This is a genomic window from Pinirhizobacter soli (assembly GCF_015905305.1).
Classification (GTDB): domain Bacteria; phylum Pseudomonadota; class Gammaproteobacteria; order Xanthomonadales; family Rhodanobacteraceae; genus Pinirhizobacter; species Pinirhizobacter soli.
Genome location: NZ_JADZLQ010000002.1, coordinates 161205 through 178568, shown reverse-complemented (window position 1 = coordinate 178568; position 17364 = coordinate 161205). Strand labels below are relative to the sequence as shown.

The 17364-nt window shown below is 64.7% G+C and carries 15 protein-coding genes; 5 read left to right on the top strand and 10 right to left on the bottom strand.

Annotated elements, in window-relative coordinates; all coding sequences use genetic code 11:
• The first annotated feature begins 5 nt into the window (after positions 1 to 5).
• A complete protein-coding gene (locus tag NDK18_RS19335; RefSeq protein ID WP_284691725.1) occupies positions 6 to 140 on the top strand; it encodes a hypothetical protein in 135 nt (44 codons plus the stop codon).
• Positions 141 to 484: 344 nt separating this feature from the next.
• On the opposite strand, the gene NDK18_RS10570 is transcribed toward NDK18_RS19335, so the two are convergent.
• The 4 genes from NDK18_RS10570 to NDK18_RS10555 form a co-directional block, all read right to left on the bottom strand.
• The gene (locus tag NDK18_RS10570; protein ID WP_250627762.1) at positions 485 to 2629 is read right to left on the bottom strand and encodes an AsmA family protein; all 2145 of its coding nucleotides are present in this window, start codon (positions 2627 to 2629) and stop codon (positions 485 to 487) included.
• A 95-nt stretch (positions 2630 to 2724) separates the two neighbouring features.
• Entirely contained in the window at positions 2725 to 3519 is a 795-nt protein-coding gene (locus tag NDK18_RS10565) for a siderophore-interacting protein (protein ID WP_250627761.1), read from the bottom strand.
• On the bottom strand, positions 3516 to 4154 hold the full coding sequence (locus NDK18_RS10560; RefSeq protein WP_250627760.1) for a PadR family transcriptional regulator: 639 nt from the start codon (positions 4152 to 4154) through the stop codon (positions 3516 to 3518). The genes NDK18_RS10565 and NDK18_RS10560 overlap by 4 nt, the downstream gene beginning before the upstream one ends.
• Before the next feature lie 99 nt (positions 4155 to 4253).
• Positions 4254 to 5201, bottom strand: coding sequence for a thioredoxin family protein (locus NDK18_RS10555; protein WP_250627759.1), 948 nt, complete (start codon positions 5199 to 5201; stop codon positions 4254 to 4256).
• Between the two features lie 108 nt (positions 5202 to 5309).
• Here NDK18_RS10555 and NDK18_RS10550 point away from each other — a divergent pair, with 108 nt between their 5' ends.
• Positions 5310 to 7172 (top strand): ABC transporter ATP-binding protein, encoded by a 1863-nt coding sequence (locus NDK18_RS10550; protein ID WP_250623476.1) that lies wholly within the window; start codon positions 5310 to 5312, stop codon positions 7170 to 7172.
• Here the strand turns inward: NDK18_RS10550 and NDK18_RS10545 are convergent.
• The 4 genes from NDK18_RS10545 to NDK18_RS10530 form a co-directional block, all read right to left on the bottom strand.
• Positions 7169 to 8077: a peptidylprolyl isomerase gene (locus NDK18_RS10545; protein ID WP_250623475.1), complete on the bottom strand. Its 909-nt coding sequence runs from the start codon at positions 8075 to 8077 to the stop codon at positions 7169 to 7171. The genes NDK18_RS10550 and NDK18_RS10545 overlap by 4 nt on opposite strands.
• A 47-nt stretch (positions 8078 to 8124) precedes the next feature.
• A complete protein-coding gene (locus tag NDK18_RS10540) occupies positions 8125 to 9324 on the bottom strand; it encodes a DUF1501 domain-containing protein (RefSeq protein ID WP_250623474.1) in 1200 nt (399 codons plus the stop codon).
• Positions 9325 to 9326: 2 nt separating this feature from the next.
• Positions 9327 to 10847, bottom strand: a complete 1521-nt coding sequence (locus tag NDK18_RS10535; protein ID WP_250627758.1) for a DUF1800 domain-containing protein — start codon at positions 10845 to 10847, stop codon at positions 9327 to 9329.
• A 111-nt stretch (positions 10848 to 10958) separates the two neighbouring features.
• Positions 10959 to 11252 (bottom strand): hypothetical protein, encoded by a 294-nt coding sequence (locus NDK18_RS10530; protein ID WP_250627757.1) that lies wholly within the window; start codon positions 11250 to 11252, stop codon positions 10959 to 10961.
• Between the two features lie 110 nt (positions 11253 to 11362).
• Between NDK18_RS10530 and NDK18_RS10525 the strand changes: the two genes are divergently transcribed.
• Positions 11363 to 11965, top strand: coding sequence for a class I SAM-dependent DNA methyltransferase (locus NDK18_RS10525; protein WP_250623471.1), 603 nt, complete (start codon positions 11363 to 11365; stop codon positions 11963 to 11965).
• A 7-nt stretch (positions 11966 to 11972) separates the two neighbouring features.
• Here NDK18_RS10525 and NDK18_RS19415 read toward each other — a convergent pair whose 3' ends face one another.
• Positions 11973 to 12743, bottom strand: a complete 771-nt coding sequence (locus tag NDK18_RS19415; RefSeq protein ID WP_250627756.1) for a CPBP family intramembrane glutamic endopeptidase — start codon at positions 12741 to 12743, stop codon at positions 11973 to 11975.
• 140 nt (positions 12744 to 12883) lie between these two features.
• Between NDK18_RS19415 and NDK18_RS10515 the strand changes: the two genes are divergently transcribed.
• Together NDK18_RS10515 and ypfJ are read left to right on the top strand one after the other, a co-directional pair.
• Positions 12884 to 14434 carry a TerC family protein gene (locus NDK18_RS10515; RefSeq protein ID WP_250623469.1) on the top strand — a complete coding sequence of 517 codons (1551 nt, stop codon included), beginning with the start codon at positions 12884 to 12886 and terminating at the stop codon, positions 14432 to 14434.
• A gap of 78 nt (positions 14435 to 14512) precedes the next feature.
• Positions 14513 to 15403, top strand: a complete 891-nt coding sequence (gene ypfJ / locus NDK18_RS10510; RefSeq protein ID WP_250623468.1) for a KPN_02809 family neutral zinc metallopeptidase — start codon at positions 14513 to 14515, stop codon at positions 15401 to 15403.
• Positions 15404 to 15495: 92 nt separating this feature from the next.
• On the opposite strand, the gene NDK18_RS10505 is transcribed toward ypfJ, so the two are convergent.
• Positions 15496 to 17364, bottom strand: a complete 1869-nt coding sequence (locus NDK18_RS10505; RefSeq protein WP_250627755.1) for a DEAD/DEAH box helicase — start codon at positions 17362 to 17364, stop codon at positions 15496 to 15498.

The following is a 17364-nucleotide window of genomic DNA, read 5'->3' as shown; positions in this document are numbered from 1 at the left end:
GTTTCATGAGCGCTAGTATCGTCATCGGAATCGGGGCTATCTATGCGCTGATCTATTACTTTGCAGCCCGTCGCATCCTGTTCGAACTTGAAAAGGTCGATCCTGAATATTTCGAGTACCTCGGAGCGGAAGTTGAATAGCGATCGTTCAATTGGTCTTTGATTCGGACGTCCCGAAAAAGTTCTGCCCCGGTTCCTTGCGAAAGAGATTCTTGATGGTTCGCGTCATTCTCTCTATCTCGCCATTTGTTCTGGTCGCGGTTTTTTCTTTCTATAGCTTCCGATCCGGCCAGGTGGCTATCGAAGTGGCGGTGCGGATTCCATCGAGACCCGGACCATCGAGACAGAAGTCATTTCTGACTTCCCCAGCGATTTTGAGATTTCTCACAGGATCGTTGTATCCAATCACGCCGACCTTCCGCTAGGCGGTTTCTGGATATTCCTGAAGAAGTCCGCCTAGGTTGGGGCAGCATCCTGGCTCCAGGCTACTTCGCTGGCTGCGTCTTCCCCGCCGGCGGCGCCTTCGGCGGCAAATTCTTCACCTGATCCAGCAGCGTGCCACAGGTGTTCTCGTCCTTGTTGTGGCTAGGCGCGATCAGCGGCAGCAGAACCGCCACCGGAGCGATCACCGCCGCCGCCACCACGCCGCCACCACGCAGGATCAGCGGGCCGGCGTGCACGCCCGGGCTTGGATTCTTCAGCGTCCCGTGCACGTATAGCGGCGAGCGCAGCGAGAACACGCGGAAGCCTTTGGTGTGGGGAACGATGTCCAGATCAAGCTTCTCGGTCTTGAGGTCCACCGTGCCCGATACATTGATGATGGCGTCCTCGGTGTCGAAGGCGAACAGGCGGGCGTCGACCAGGCCGTTGGTGGCGGTCAGGTCGGTGGCGGCGCAGTTGATCTTCACGGTCTTGTCGCCGAAGAGCTTGGCGCCGACATAGTTGCCGACGTTGAGGCCTGCGATTTCCAGCAACGATTTGGAGATGGCGCCGTCGTTGATCAGCATCTTGATTTCGCCATTGGACGAGCCAAGCAGGGCCGCCACCGAATTTCCCGTGGCCGAGAGGGCGGCATCGCCGTTGAGTTCGCCCAGGCTCGTCTGCATCGGGGCGAAGCCCGGGAAGAGTTCCTTCAGCTTCATATGCCGAGCGGACATCTTGATGGTGCCCTTCATCGGCACGGCCTGGCCATTCAGGCCGATCGTGCTGTCCACCGTGCCTCCGGCCATGCCGAACTTCAGCGGCTGCAGGCTGAGCACGCCGTTGTCCATCACCATGTGGGTCTGCAGCGAGGTGATGGGCAGCTTGGCATCCTGGATGATCTTTTCGCCCGAGAACGTGACATCGGCATCCATTGCCTTCCAGCGATCGGTGCGGAACGGCTCAACCGGCAGCGCCTTGTCGGCGGGTTGCTGGGTGGCATCGCCGCGCTGGGCTTTTTCCTTGTTGGAGTCGGCGCCGATCAGGGGCGCCAGATCCGAGAACAGCAGCAGGTGCGAGGTGAGGTTGCCCGTGAGCTTCGGCCGGGGGCCGCCGCCGTTGAAAGTGAGTGAGCCGGTGATGTCGCTGCCGCCCACGCGCCCGGTGAAGTCCTGGTAGCGGTACACGCTGTTGCCTTTCTTCAGATTGGCAATCAGATGGCCTTCGGTGGCGAAGGGCGGCGTGTCGGGCAGGGTGATGCCGGTGATGGCGTAAAGATTGGACATGCTGTTGCCGGAGAACCACAGGCGCACGTCCAGCGCGCCCAGGTTCACGGGGTCCGTGAGCGTGCCGACGATGGCGATGTGCGTATCGCCGATGCGCGTATCGGCCTGCACCGGGAACGGCTTGGTGGCCTCGCGCAGGGCCAGCACGCTGCCCGTCTTGCCGCTACCCTGGATGGACGCACCGTGGAAACTGCCCGACATCTTCCAGCCGAAGGCGTAGGTCTGGCGCTGCTTGGTTTCATCGGCGCGGTCGTCCTTGCCGGCCTTGTTCTTGCGCAGGTCTTTCGAGGTGCCCACCGTGGCGCCGGCCTGGTCGCGCGAGGCCTGTTCCTGCTGGGCCATGATGTCCGAGAACGGGATGGCTTTTTCCAGTTGTGAAACGTCGATCTTCATCGACAGCGCGGTGGCGGCATCCACCAGCTCGATGTGGCCCTTGTCGAAGCCGACCTCGTTGAGCTCCATGGCCCATTCGGATGGCCCGGTGCTCTCGGGCATCTTGAAGGTCCAGTTGTCGCGGCCGTCCTTCACGCGCTCAAGGTCGATGGTAGGGGCGGTCAGCTGCAGGTGGGGGATCACGATGCGGTGGTGCAGCAGGCCCAGCGACCTCAAGCGGAATTGCACGGCGTCGAGCTTTGCGAATGTCGGTGTCTTGGCCCAGTCGGGGTTGGCGACGGTGATGTCCCGCGCGGTGAATTCCGGCCACGGCACGATCGAGCCGATACCGGTTTCCGAAGCCTCTCGCGCCCAGTGCACGCTCAGGTCGCCATTGATGGCGAAGGGCCGGCCAATCGCCTCGGAGACTTTCTCGTTGACGTAGGGCTTGGCCCGGTTCCAGTCGAAGGTGGCGATCACGATCACTCCGATCACGATAAGCAACAGCACGATGCCAAGCACCCAAGCCAGTATTTTCCTGCCGCGTTTCATCGTGGATCTCCGCCGCCTTGCCTGTCCAGCGACTAGGCATAACGGAGCGGACGGCAAAATTATGTCGTTTGCCGTGCGTGAACCTTAATACGGGTTCAGTCGTCCGCGGGATCCAGCTGCCAGTAACCGGTGGCCTTCACCCATTCGGCATTCACGCCATCACGCGCCACCAGCGACTGCCGGATCAACCGGGCACGCCGTGATTCGGTAGCGATCCACCAGAACACGTCGCCTTCGGGCAGGGGTAGCGCGGCAAGTGCATCCTGCAGCAAGGTGCCACCGCCTGGCGGCGTGCCATCACGATGCATCCACGTCACCTGCACGTTGGCGCGTGACTCGAAGGTCTGGCGATCGCGCTCGTCGGCGATCTCCACCAGCACCGTGGCGTTGGCGCTGGCGGGAAGTTCCTCGAGCCAGCGGCTGATCGCGGGCAGGGCGGTTTCATCGCCCACCATCACGTAGTGGTCGAAATCATCGGCCACCAGCATCGAGCCGCGCGGGCCACCCAGGCCGATCACCTGGCCGGGCGCGGCCGTGGCAGCCCAGCTTGCGGCCGGGCCATCGCCGTGCAGCACGAAGTCGATGTCGAGCGTGCACGCCGCGGCATCGAAATGACGCGGCGTGTAGTCGCGCATCGGGGGTCGCGCGACGCCCTCGGGGAACTGAAGCCCCTCCGCGCCCATGGTCGGACGTGGCAAGGGCTCGCCGTTGACGGGGAAGAACAGCTTGACGTGATCGTCCGGTGCGGCGCTCACGAAACCATCGAGCTCCTCGCCGCCGAGGGTGACGCGGCGCATCGATGGCGTGATGTCCTGCACCGCAAGCACCTGCACATGGCGGAACACCAGCGTATGCCGGACGCGCCGGCTTTCGTGGGTGGCTACCGTCATGCCTTGTCTCCACTGGCGATGGCGGCGGCGGCCTTGCGCAGGATGGCGGTGATCCGCGCGGCTTCATCGACACTCCACGCACCGGCGCGGGCGAACAGGGCATGCTTGATCTCATGCATGGCCTGGCGCACGTCGTTGGGCGCATTCATCTTGTGCATGCGGTGCGCGTTGTCCTGCATACGCTTCATCAGCGTCTCGACTTCGGCGCGATTGCCGTCAAGCCAGACCACGCCTTCAGGCGTAATGGCGTAGCGCTTCTTGCCGCCGTCGGTGGCCTCGACCACGGCGTAGCCCAGTTCCTCGAGCATGGTCAGGGTGGGGTAGATGGTGCCGGGGCTCGGCGAATAGCCGCCGCCGACCATTTCCTCGATGGTGCGGATCAGCTCATAGCCGTGGCGCGGCTGCTGTTCGATCAGGGCCAACAGCAACAGGCGCAGGTCGCCCTGGCCGAACATGCGGCCACGGCCGCCCATCGGGCCTCCGCGCATGTCTTCATCATCGCCAAAGAAGCCGCCGCCCCGGCGGCCAGCGCCGCCGAACATGCCGTGGCGGCCCATGAAGTGATGGTGGTGGTGCATGGCGTGCGCCTCGTGGAGGCGGTCGCGGACTTCGTTCCAACGGTCGTGCCAACGCATGGATGTATCTCCGATATATCGTAGGTGTGGGCGTACGATATATCTTAGATATTCCAAAGACAACCCCCTGGAAGCAAAATACTGCCAGGGGCCAGGTGGTCAGCCGAAGGTGAAGGTAAAGGCGTGGAACGATCCCTTGGGTATCTTGATCGTCACCACGTGGTCCTTGTAGTCGGCGCCGTCCGCCAGGGTGTACAGCATGCTGCCCTGGACCGTGACCGGCGGCTGCGGCTTGCCGTCGACGATGATTTCAAGCTTGGTGGGCGTCACGGCGCTTGCCACCATGTGCAGCTTCGCAGCCTTGTAGTGCAGGCGGATCTCGCCGTGGTCGCCCACCAGGGTGGCGTTCTCGCGGCCGATCTCCCAGGCACCGACGAGCGCGAACTTGTTCAGTTCAAGCCGTGTGGGCGCGGTGAAGTCGCGCGTACCCAGACGGCCACTCTCGGGGCTGGCCAGGAACTCCTGGCGATCGCTGCCGAAATACATCTCGGGGCTGCCCACCATGCCCAGCGTGCTGGGTGCCTCATCGCCTTGAAGCGGCGGCAAGCCCAGCAGGGTGCGGATCTGGTTCTCCGTTTCCAGGTAGTGGCCTTCGCCGAACCGCTTGGAAATGATGTTGCCGTTCTTGTCGATCAGGTATTCCGCCGGCCAGTACTGGTTGGAGAACGCATCCCAGGTTTTCAGGTCGTTATCCAGCGCCACCGGGTAGGTGATGTTGTAGCGCTTGATCGCATCGCGCACGTTGCCTTCCTGGCGTTCGAAGTTGAATTCCGGCGCGTGCACGCCCACGATCACCAGGCCCTTGTCCTTGTACTTCTCATACCACTGCGTCACGTGCGGGAAGGTGCGGATGCAGTTGATGCACGAGTACGCCCAGAAATCCACCAGCACCACCTTGCCGCGCAGGCCCTGCATGGTGAGCGGCTTGGAATTCAGCCAGCCGGCGATGCCGGTGAACTCCGGCGCCTGCTGCGCGGACGCCGGCAGGATGGCGCAGGTGCCAACCAGGGCGGCAAGAAGGGGAACGAGAAAACGGCGGGCAAACATGGGTGCTGTCCTTTCGGGTGTACGAAGTCGTTGTAAATGACCGTGATAACTCCACTTACCTTACACGGCGTACCCTTGCCGCTTCGCATCTTGCCCGGAACCTGATCGATGGCCCGTCAATCCCGCACGCAAGGTGGTCATCCCGAGCCTACGCCGCCGCTGGGTTTCCGTGAGCGCCTGGGCGCGATGGCCAACGTGCCGCAGTTCCTGGCGGCGATCTGGCGTACCAGCCGCACGCTCACGGTGCTTGATCTTGGCCTGCGCCTGGTGCGTGCCTTGCTGCCGGTGGCCACGCTGTTTGTCGGCAAGCTGATCATCGACGAGGTCACCCGGCTGATCCGCGGCGGGGCGTTGTCGGGCGGCGTGCTCGACTACGAGCACCTGTGGTGGTTGCTCGGTATCGAGTTCGCGCTGGCGGTGGGGGCGGACCTGCTCGGCCGCGTGGTATCGCTGGTGGATTCGCTGCTGTCCGAGCTCTACGCCAACCGCACCAGCATCGAGTTGATGCAGCACGCGGCAAGCCTGGACCTGGAAGACTTCGAAGACGCAGACCTGCAGGACCGCCTGGACCGTGCGCGCCGCCAGGTGGCTGGCCGCAGCGGCATGCTTTCGCAATTGTTCGGCCAGGCCCAGGACATCGTGACCATGGCGAGTTTCGCCATCGGCCTTGCGGTGTACACGCCATGGTTGATCCTGCTGTTGCTGGTGGCGCTGGTGCCGGCGTTCCTGGGCGAGATCCATTTCAACGCGCGCAGCTACGCGGTGAACTACGAATGGACACCCGAACGCCGCGAGCTGGATTACCTGCGCATGGTGGGCGCCAGCGCGAACACCGCCAAGGAGGTGAAGAGCTTTGGCCTCAATCCCTTCCTGATCGAGCGCTTCGCCACGCTGTCCCGGGCGATGTACGCAGCCAACCGACGCATTGCCGTGGGGCGCGCCAGCTGGGGCGGCCTGTTCACCACGGTGGGCACGCTCGGCTACTACGGCGCCTATGCGCTGATCGCCTGGCGCACGGTGCATGGGGAATTTTCCATCGGCGACCTCACCTTCCTGTCCGCCTCGTTCCGGCGGCTGCGCACCTTGCTTGATGGCTTGCTTTCGGGCTTCTCGCAATTGGCGGGGCAGGCGCTGTACCTGGAAGACCTGTTCTCGTTCTTCCGCATCCAGCCGGAAATCCTCTCGCCGAAGGATGCCCGGCCGTTCCCGGTGCCGGTGCGCGAGGGCTTCCGTTTCGTCGATGTTGGTTTCCGGTACCCCGGTGCCGAGCGCTGGGCCGTGCGCCATCTTGATTTCACCCTTCGCGCTGGCGAGGTGCTGGCACTGGTGGGCGAGAACGGCGCGGGCAAGACCACCATCGTGAAGCTTCTTTCGCGACTTTACGACCCGGACGAGGGGCAGATCCTGCTCGACGGCCATCCGCTGGCCGAATACGACCTGGAGGAACTGCGCGCACATATCGGTGTGATCTTCCAGGACTTCGTGCGGTATTACCTGCAGGCGGGAGAGAACATCGCCGTGGGCCGCATCGATGCGCGCGATGACAAGATCCGCATCGAGGATGCCGCCGCGCGCAGCATGGCCGATGAAGTGATCGGCAAGCTACCGAAGGGCTATGACCAGATGCTGGGCAAATTCTTCAAGGGCGGAGTGGACCTGTCCGGCGGTGAGTGGCAGAAGATCGCCATCGCCCGCGCCTACATGCGCGCGGCGCCCTTGTTGATCCTGGACGAGCCCACCGCGGCGCTGGACGCGCGCAGCGAATACGGTGTGTTCCAGCGCTTCAAGGATCTCTCTGCGGGAAAAACGGCGGTGATCATCTCGCACCGATTTTCCACCGTTCGCATGGCCGACCGCATCCTGGTGCTGGGCAATGGCCATGTGGTGGAAGTGGGCAGCCACGAGGAACTCGTGGCTGCCGGGGGTCAATACGCCGAACTCTTCGAACTGCAGGCCGCCGGTTACCGCTAGGGTTTCTCGCGCACCGGCACGTTGATGTTGCACAGGTCGATCTTGCCTGCGGGCAAGGTATAGAAGTCGTCGTGGCGATTGCGCTTGGCGTCCACCACTGCGGCGAAGGTTGCCGAGTCGGTGCGCAATACCTGGATCGGCGTGCGCTCGGCGGCGGGCACGTCGGCGGCGATGCGTACGCTCTTGATCGTAGTGCGCTGGCCAGCATCCTTGTAGAAACCCATCGGTTCCGCGCCACGCTGGTAGGCCGAAAGGAACTCCATGCCCTTGATCACCTTGCCGGCGACGGCGAGGTTGCGGTCTAGATTGCGCGGGGCCTGGCCGATGATGGCGTACAGCGAACTGCCGCTGCCGGTGGTGGGCCCGACATCGCGCGCCACGCCGACCGCGCCATAACAATGGGCCAGCCACGCCTGGCCGCTGGCCTTGTCGCGGGCTGCAGGGAAGCCGTTGGAAAAACCTACTTCCGGCGCATACACATCGCCGTCGGGCAACGGTGTCCAGGCCAGCTTCGCGTCGATCGGGCGGGTGAATTCCGGGGGCAGGGAAGCCTTGGCCTTGCCCAGCGATTTCATCTTCGCCTTGTCGTCTTCTTCCGGGTCGCCCCACTGGGTGACGAAGTTGTCCTGTACGCGGATCACCGCCAGGCCATCGAAGTAGTGTTCGCGCACGAGGGTGCGGATATTGGCCGCGTGCAGGGGAGTGAAGTCGGGGGCGAGTTCGATGATCACCCGGCCCTGCGGCAGGTCCATGTAAATCAGGTTTTCCGGGTCGGGCGTGCGCCAATCCTGTGGCGACGACTTGGCCAGGATGTCCTTCGCCGACGGCGTCTTGGTCGCGTCGCTTGCCACCGCGACGGTGGCCAGGCCCAGCGCAACCGCGCCGGCAAGCAGGAGGGTCTTCATCTTAAGCTTCCCCGAACGTTGGTCAGGGGGCGAACGTAGCAGGTTCGTCACACCAGCTGTAAGTCCTTCGGCTTCGATCCCGGGAATACCTGCTGCACTTGCTTCGACGACAGGCCCCAGCCGCGGGCCAGCAGGCCGCCGATCACGTCGCGGTAGTTGTTGAGCACGGGGTAGTCGCGATCCTGCAGCAGGTTGGGCTGGGTGATGGTCACCTGGTCGCCGGCGATGCGGCCGCCGCGCACGCGGCCGCCGAGCACCCAGTAGGTGGTGCCGTGGCCGTGGTCGGTGCCCTGGTTGCCGTTCTCGCGGAAAGTGCGGCCGAATTCAGATACCACGATTACCACGGTGTTGTTCCATTCCTCGCCCAGTGCATCGGCGTAGGCCGCCAGCCCCGCGCCCAGGTTGCCGAGGTTATTGGCCAGCTGGCCTTTGGCCGCGCCCTGGTTCACATGCGTGTCCCAGCCCCCGACGTCGACGAAGCCGAGCCGGTATTGATCGCGCATCAGCGTGGCCATGCGCTGGGTCTCCAGCGCGAAGCCCTTGGCGCTGACGGCGCCACGTGAGGAGGCCACCATTTCACGGGTCAAGTCCGCCGATACCTGCTGCCGAAGCTTCAGGCCATCGCTGGCGGCCTGCTCGAGTGGCGTGCCGCGGTACATGCCGGCAAGCAGGGCCGATTGACGGTCGTCGAAGGCGGCCTTGCCGGCACCGCGCAGCGAGATGTTCGGGATGTCGCCGGCGCCCTGGAAGGAAAGCGGCAGGGAGTCGGTGAAGGCGATCGGGCTTGCGGGTTTCATCACTGCCGACAGCCGTGCCAGGAATCCCGAACGCTGCGCCATCGAATGGCCGTCCGCTTCGCCAGCCTCGATGTTGTCCTGGGTTTCAAAATGACTGCGCGATAGATCGGTGGTGCCTGAGAACGGGACGAAGGCCACTTGCTTGCGGTCCCACAGCGGCTTCACCGTGTCCTTCACCGCCGGTGCCAGGCCCCAATGTCCGTCAAGCGCGATGGCGCTGTCGGGGTTGGCGGTATCGGGTTTGGCGATCGCCAGCTTCGGCCGCGACTGGTAATAGAAGTCGCTGCCATACGGCACCAGCAGGTTGTTGGCGTCGTAGCCGCCGCGCAGGAACACCACCAGCAGGCGCGGCGTGTCCACGGGCGCTGCGAAAAGCCGTCCGGGCGCGAGGCCCAGGGCAGGAACGGCGGCGGCTGCTGCGCTGGCCAGGAGGAATTGTCGACGGTTCATGGCTACCTCTGGTTGAACTCGGGACTGCTTAAGACAAACGTGTTCCATTCCACCGGCGACTTCGCCTGCGCCAGGGCGGCTTTCGTGGATTCGGAAAGCCATGGCATCAAGGTGGCGGCGACCAGCGGGGAATTTTTCAGGTCCGGCGGTGGCAGGCGTGGCGGCGGTGTCTTGTCGCCCGGCAAGGGCTCAGGCGCGAAGAGCTGTGGTGCGCCGCTGCCGATCGCACGGGCGATTTCGAAGCGGCGGCTGAGCTGGCCGGAGCTGCTCCACGCGCCGCCATCGAGCGACCAGCCGTCGGGCGTCAGGCGGCCAAAGGTGGGCTGCGCCATTTGTTGCGCCCAGCGCAGCATCGGCATCGGATTCACCACCGGCTTGCCGTCGAGGGTAAGCCGCATCGCCGAAACAATGAAACGGTTGGGGTCCTTGAATTTCACCGGCGGCATGGCGCTGAGTTCCGGCGCGGTGAACAGGGTGCGCATGACCTGCGCGATATCCCCATCGGTACGCAGGAACGTTTCGGCCATGCGGTTGAGCAGGGCGGGTGGCGGGTTGTCACCGGCGAAGTACACGGCGATCTTGCGCGCAATGAACTTCGCACACGCAGGCGTGCGGGTGAGCTGCGTCACCGCGTGCTCGATCTCGTCGAAGCCGCTGCCCTTGATCGGCCGTCCCATCAGCACCTTGTCGCTGAAATCGTGGCGCGCCGGGTTGAATTCGAACAGGTTCTCGTACCGGTAGTACGGCAACAGCTTGGGTGGGAGCTTGCGCGCTGTGTCGTCGAGTTTCACGCCGACGCCGGTCAACACCAGTGCCATCTGCTGCACGTCGGCCTGGGTGTAGCCACCATCCACGCCCAGCGTATGCAGCTCCATCAGCTCGCGGGCGTAGTTCTCGTTGACGTGGCCCTTGGCATTCTTCGAGTTGTCCAGGTAATCGAGCATGGCGGGGCTGGTCAGGCTTGCCATCACCAGGTCGCGGAACTTGCCCAGGGCTTGGGGGCGGATCACCCGGTCGGCGTAGTCGCCAACGAAAAGACGCACGCGCGCCTTGTCGCCGAAGACGCTGAAATGGTTCAGCCAGAACCAGGTGAGCTGCTCGCGAAGCTGGTCGCGCCCATAGATCTCGCGCAGCATGATGGTGGCCTGGGTTTCCTGCTCCAGTACCTGGCCGCGCTGGCGCTGGTCCTTGCGCGCCTGTACCTGTGCCGGTCCATCGGGCATAGCCCGGATCACCTGCTGGGCGTCACGGAATTGCAGGGCCAATTCCTGCACCGGGGTTTTCGTTATGGTGAGGCTGCTCACGAAGGCGTCGATGGCCGGCGGCAGCGAGGTATCGCGGCCTTGCAATTGTTCCTCCAGGAAAGCCTCGCGGCCCTCGCGCTGGTAGGTTTCGAGCATCTGGCTATCGGCGCCGAAGCCAAGGCGCGCAAGCCAGGTGATGTCATCACGCCCGAGGGGCGCGGCTTGCGCGCAGGCCATCGGGAAGAGGGCCAGGGCAACGATCAGGTGGCGTCGGGTCACGCGGGGATCCTTCTCCTTGGGTCGCAAGAAACAAACGCGCCAGACCGCAATCGGTCTACATGCACGTTCGGCCGGCATTCACCGGCTGGACGCTCGCGTTTTTTACCCCCGCTAGAACTCGTCGACGATCTCTACCCCCGAGCCCGAGCGGCGCGCGTAGAGTTCCGCCGCCTCACGCACGGTATCGGCGTGGCTGCGGTTGGGCGCGAGCACCTCCACGTAATAAGTGCTGCTGCCACCCCCCATGTCGTCGGAGTTCTCGCTGGAACTGGAATCGTCACGCATCGCCGGCATCATGTCGTCCACTTCCTCGACGTGCTCAATGCCATCGATGCCGTGCAGCACATTGATCAGCGAGTCGGCCTCCTCGCGATTGCCGGTAAAGCGGATGCGGACCATGGCCATGGATTTGGGCTCCTTGCAGCGGAAAAGGCTATCGTGGAACGCGAGGTGTGTGCCCCGGGTCAAGGCGCCGCTACCATGCACGTTTGCAGCGCATTCCCAGGAGGGCCGCGATGGCCGAAAAGCAGTACGATCGCCGCTATTTCGACAAGTGGTACCGCAACCCCCGCCACAGCGTGCAGTCGCGCGCGGAGCTTGGGCGGAAGGTGGCGATGGTGGTGGCCCAGGCCGAGTACTACCTTGGCCGGCCCCTGCGTAACGTGCTTGACGTGGGCTGCGGCGAAGGCAACTGGCGGGCGGCGCTGAAGAAGCTGCGGCCCGGCATCGAATACCGCGGTCTGGACGCCAGTCCCTATGTGGTGCAGCGGTTCGGCCGCAGCCGCAACATTGGCCTTGCCACATTCGGCCAGCTTGAACACCTGCGCTTCGATGATCGTTTCGACCTCATCGTATGCACCGATGTCCTGCACTATTTGCGTCCGGCGGAGATCCGTAAGGGTCTTGCGGGCATTGGCGAGATGCTCGAGGGCATCGCCTTCCTGGAGCTCTACACCAGCAAGGATGACGTCGCCGGCGACCACGACGGATTCTTCTCACGTGCGCCGGCTTGGTACTTGCGGCAGTTCGGCGATGCGGGGCTCTTGCCCTGCGGCTCGCATTGTTATCTGGGACCGCGCCTGGAACGCCACGTCGCCGCCCTGGAGCGTGCCTGGTAACGGCTTGTCATGGCTGGTGCGTGACAACGAACCACGCACCGGCGGCGATGAGGTTGTTCGCCCCGTGCGCCAGTACCGCCGGCCAGATCGACCCGCTGCGCACGCGCAGCCACCCGCACACCCAGCCCAGCAGGAACAGGTTGGGCAGCGCATAGGCCGCGCCGTGAAGGTCGGGCAGGTGGACCACGGCGAACAGCAGCGCGCTGGCGGTGATGGCGAAAGCCGACGACATATGACGACTAAGCGCGCCCAGGAACACCCCGCGGAACAGGGTTTCTTCCACCAGCGGACCTACGCTCACTACCACCAGCAACAGCACCACCCGGGCGCCGAAGGGCGTACCGCGGCCGATTTCGGTAATGGTCTGGCCCAGGTCCTGGCCGTGGGCGAGCCAGCCGGTCAGGATGCCGCCGACAATGGGCACGACGAAGCCCAGTCCCGCCGCCATGACCAGGAACCGGTCCGACGCGCGGACGAAACCCAGGCCCGGCAGGCGGCTGCCGTCGAGCCAGGCGCTCCAGCGCCAGCGCACCAGGGCCATGATCATCGCGGTGGCAAGCGTCAGGGTGACCACGACCACCGTGGGTAGGCGCAGCGCCGGCGCCAGGCCTGTGGAACCTGAGTCCAGCATCAGGTTGTCGATGGCCAGGATGGACCGGCCGACGAGGGTGCCGACGGCCACCTGCAGGAGGAAATAGATCGCGATCAGCGCCAACGCCTCCCACCAGCGCGGGGGCGGCTGGGTCGCAGGGGTGGGAAAGTCGATGGCGTGGCTCACGTAAGGTTCCGCTGGGCTTTGTCGGCAAAGTGGCTCCCCTGTGGTCCCGGCGCAAGGCCGTCTTCCGGCAGGGGTGTCTTATCAGCCGTGTATTATCGACGGTTCCTGAATGGAGGACCCCCGGCGCCCGCCGCCGACCCATGTTCGTCTTCGACTGGTTATCCGACCCCTCGGCCTGGGCAGGCCTCCTGACGTTGATCGTCCTGGAGATCGTGCTGGGCATCGACAACCTCGTGTTCGTCGCCATCCTGGCCGATAAGCTTCCACCGGGACTCCGGGACCGGGCGCGCTTGCTTGGCCTGGGCATGGCCCTGGTGATGCGCCTTGGCCTGCTGGCGGTGATGTCATGGCTGATCGCGCTCACCCAGCCGCTGTTCGATATCCATGGTTTCGGCCTGTCGTGGCGCGACATCATCCTGCTCGTCGGTGGCGCCTTCCTGCTGTTCAAGGCCACCGTGGAACTGCACGAGCGCCTGGAGGCCGGCGACGAGGGCGATGGCCGCGGCGGGAAGCCGGCGAGCTTCTGGCTGGTGGTGGTGCAGATCGTGGTGCTCGATGCAGTGTTCTCGCTCGATTCGGTGATCACCGCGGTGGGCATGGTCGACCACCTGTCGATCATGATGATCGGCGTGGTGGTGGCGATGGCGCTGATGATCACGGCATCGAAGCCGTTGACGGAGTTCGTCAACGCGCGGCCCACGGTGGTGATCCTGTGCCTGAGCTTCCTGTTGATGATCGGCTTCAGCCTGATCGCCGAGGGCTTCGGCTTCCACATTCCCAAGGGCTACCTGTACGCCGCGATCGGCTTCTCGATCATGATCGAGACGTTCAACCAGACCATGCGCAGCAACCGCCGGAAGAACATCGCCGGTGGCGTGCGCGGCATGCGTGCGCGGGCTGCCAAGGCCGTGTTGCGGATGCTCGGTGGCGACGACGAAGACACCCCCCGCGGCAAGCCCACGGAGCCTGAGGCCGGCAACGAATCGGTGTTCGGCAAGGACGAACTGGCGATGGTGCAGGGCGTGCTCGATCTTTCGCAGCGTCCCGTGCGCTCGATCATGACGCCCCGCACGGCCATTGTATGGATCGACCCCGACGAAGACCTCCAGACGCTCAAGGACGAAGCCCGCCAGTCGCAGCATCACTGGCTGCCGCTTGCCCGTGGCGACCTGGACTTCCTGGTGGGCCTGGCCACGTCCCGCGACCTGATGGCGAGCCTGGCCGAGCACGGACGGGTGGATGTCGATGCCATCGCGCGCAAGCCCATCACCGTGCTCGAATCGCTTAGCGTGCTGCGCCTGATCGATGAATTCCGCCGCTCGCCGTTGCAGGTGGCGATCGTGGTGGACGAATACGGCAGCGTGCTGGGCCTTGCCACGCCAGCCGATGTACTGGAAGCGATCGCCGGTGAATTCCCCGACGAGGCCCAGGGCGATCCCGCCGCCGTCAGTGAGTCCGATGGTGCGTGGCTGTTCGACGGCAGCCTGGATTTCCGCCGCGTCGGCCATCTGCTGGCCACCGAGTTCGCCGCCGACGACAACAGCTTCTCCACCCTGGCTGGGTTCGTGCTGCAGCACATGGGCCGCATGCCCGAACCTGGCGACGCGTTTGTCGTTACCGCATGGCGGTTCGAGGTTGTGGCCATGGACGGTGCCCGCGTGCAGCGGGTGCGCGCTTCGCGCGCGGCGTAGGGTCCCCTTCGCGGGGCCCCTCATGGCTTGCGGGGCCTGCTATCGTTCGCGAACAGCGGGCCGAACGGGGAGAAGTCCATGCTTTGGCAGAAAGGTCGTCGTAGCGACAATGTCGAGGATGTCGGGTCGGGCGGGGGACGCGGATTTGGCGGGGGTGGGTTTGGCGGAGGGCGCGGGCTGGGGCTGGGCGGGATCGTGATCCTGGCCATCCTGGGGCTGGTGTTCTTCAAGGATCCCACCGCATTGCTGCAGGGTGACCAGGGCGGCCCGGTGCAAACCCAGCAGCGGGCGGCGCCGCAGGCGGGCACGGGAGCGGCCAGCGCCTCGGCCGAGCAGAAGGATTTCGTGCGGGCGATCCTGGGCGATACCGAGGACACCTGGCACCAGATATTCCAGGAGAAGGGGAAGACGTACGTCGATCCGAAGCTGGCGCTATTCCGCGGTAGCGTGAATACCGCCTGTGGCTCGGCGTCGGCGGCGGTGGGCCCGTTCTATTGCCCGGGTGACCAGATCGTTTATCTGGATGTCGATTTCTTCGATGAACTGAGCAATCGGTTCCATGCGGCAGGCGATTTCGCCCGCGCCTACGTGATCGCCCACGAGGTGGGTCACCACGTGCAGGAACAGCTGGGCATCTTCGACAAGGTGGCGCAGGCGCGTCGTTCGGGCGCGCGGATGGAAGGTGCCGATGGCCTTTCGGTTCGGCAGGAATTGCAGGCGGATTGTTTTGCCGGCGTATGGGCCAACCGTGGCCAGCAGCGCAACAAATGGCTTGAGCCTGGGGATATCGAATCGGCCATGACAGCGGCCACGGCCATTGGCGACGACGCCCTGCAGCAGCAAGCCCAGGGTCGCGTGGTGCCGGACTCTTTCACCCACGGCACTTCCGCGCAACGCGTGAAGTGGTTCAAGGCCGGCTTCAGCAGCGGCGACCCGAACAGCTGCAATACCTTCGTCGGCGTGCCGTGACAAAAAGAAGGGGTCGAAGATGAACTTCGACCCCGATCTTCACCACCCGGTATGTGCAGGATCGAAGTCCAGCCTTCGATCCCCGGTGAAAGTTATGTCTTACGCGGCGGCTTCTTGCCGAGGTACGGCTTCTTGCCTTGCGGTTTGTCGCCACTGAACCGACGTTTCGCCGGCGGTGGGGCGGAGCTGCCGGCTTCTTCCTGTCCGTTCCATTCGGCGATCTGCAGTTTCTGGCCCGACACCCAAACGTTCTTCAGGTGGGTAAAGACTTCCGCGGGCATGCCCTCGGGGAGGTCGATCAGGCTGTAGTGGCCGCGGATGGAAAGGCGGCCGATGAACTGACTGTCGATATTGGCTTCGTTGGCCACCGCGCCGACGATGTTGCCGGGCTTCACGCCGTGGTCGTGGCCCACTTCCAGGCGGTAGGTGCGCTTGCCGTGCTCGGTGACGTGCTCGCGCACGGCGCGGGCCGGGGCCGGGCGGCGTTCGGCGGGATCGAATTCCCGGCGCGGCGGGCGATCGTCGCGACTGGCGCGCGGACCGCGATCGTCGCGGGAGGGGCGGTCATCGCGCGAAGGACGATCGTCGCGCTGAGGACGCTCGCTGTATTCGCGACGCGCAGGCGGCTCGAGCAACAGCGGCTGGTCGCCTTGGGCGATGCGGGCAAGCGCCGCGGCGATCTCCACCGCCGGTACGTTGTTTTCCTGTTCGTACTGCTCGATCAGCTGCTGGAAGAGCTGCAGGCCGCCAGTGGCCAGCGACTCGCCGATACGGGTCTTGAACTTGGCGATGCGCTGGTCGTTCACCGCTTCCACGGTGGGCAGCTGCATCTGTTCGATCGGCTGGCGGGTGGCGTTTTCGATCGCCCGCAACAGGTTGCGCTCGCGCGGGGTGACGAACAGGATCGCTTCGCCGCTACGCCCGGCGCGGCCGGTGCGCCCGATGCGGTGCACGTAGCTTTCGGTGTCGGTGGGGATGTCGTAGTTCAGCACGTGGCTGATGCGCTCCACGTCGAGGCCGCGAGCGGCGACGTCGGTGGCGACCAGGATGTCGAGCTTGCCGTCTTTAAGCTGCGCGATCACGCGCTCGCGCTGCGGCTGGGCGATGTCGCCGTTGATCGCCGCGGCGGCGAATCCGCGCGCCTGCAGCTTCTCGGCAAGTTCCTCGGTGGCCTGCTTGGTGCGCGTGAAGATGATCATCGCGTCGAACGATTCGGCTTCAAGGATACGCGTGAGCGCATCGAGCTTGTGCACGCCGCTGACCCACCAGTAGCGCTGGCGGATATTGGCCGCCGTGGTGGTCTTGGTCTTGATGGTGACTTCGACCGGGTTCTTCAGGTGCTTTTGCGCGATGCGGCGGATCTGCGATGGCATGGTGGCCGAGAACAGCGCGACCTGGCGCGTCTCGGGCGTGGCCTGGAGTACTTTCTCCACGTCGTCGACGAAGCCCATGCGAAGCATTTCGTCGGCTTCGTCCAGCACAAGGAAACGCAGCTCCGAAAGATCGAGCGTGCCCTTGTCCATATGGTCGATCACGCGGCCGGGCGTGCCGACCACGATGTGCGCGCCGCGGCGAAGGCCGTGCAGCTGCGGGCCGTAACTCTGGCCGCCGTAGATCGGCAGTACCTGGAAGCCGGGTATGTAGGTGGCGTACTTCTGGAACGCCTCGGCTACCTGGATCGCCAGTTCGCGCGTGGGCGCCAGCACCAGTGCTTGCGGCTTGCCATGGGTGATGTTGATGCGCGAAAGGATCGGCAGCGCAAAGGCGGCCGTCTTGCCGGTGCCCGTCTGCGCCTGGCCCAGCACGTCGCGGCCCTCCAGCATCGAGGGGATGATCGCGGCCTGGATCGGCGAAGGTGTTTCGTAACCCACTTCGGCGAGCACGCGGGCGACGTTCGGCTCGAGGGCGAGCGCGCTGAACCCGGGGATGGCCGGGGTGGTTTCGGAAGCAGGGGACGACAT